1 protein-coding gene is annotated in these 354 nt (G+C 41.2%); it reads right to left on the bottom strand.

Going from position 1 to position 354, the window contains the following annotated elements:
* On the bottom strand, positions 1–188 hold a 188-nt coding region (locus tag ACTNBF_RS16585; protein ID WP_441089716.1), incomplete at its 3' end, for a hypothetical protein.
* Positions 189–354: the final 166 nt, after the last annotated feature.

Genomic DNA, 354 nt, shown 5'->3' with positions numbered 1-354 from the left:
AGCGCCTGCCTTGCAAGCAGGAGGTCACGAGTTCGAATCTCGTATTCTCCACGCAGATAATGAAGAGAGCAGATGGTGTTGGCAGACAGGATTCTGAGCCAGGCTTGCCTGGACGAAGAAGGCTGTATGACAACAGAAGGATATTCGAAGAATATCCGTGACTGAGGAACAACGTTCTGAAGTCCCATATGCGGACTAGATTATTCGCTCTACTCCTTCTTATCTATATGTACCTTGAAAACTGCATACAAAGAAAATCAATTCTCAAATAAATAGAGAAAGACATCCGAGGTGATTGTTATTCTTAAGAGTAACAATTAACTAACACTTCGAGAAAACGAAGTAAAAAAACAA

Source organism: Bariatricus sp. HCP28S3_A4, from assembly GCF_052066395.1.
GTDB lineage: Bacteria > Bacillota > Clostridia > Lachnospirales > Lachnospiraceae > Allocoprococcus.
This window is presented reverse-complemented; position numbering and strand designations above follow the sequence as displayed.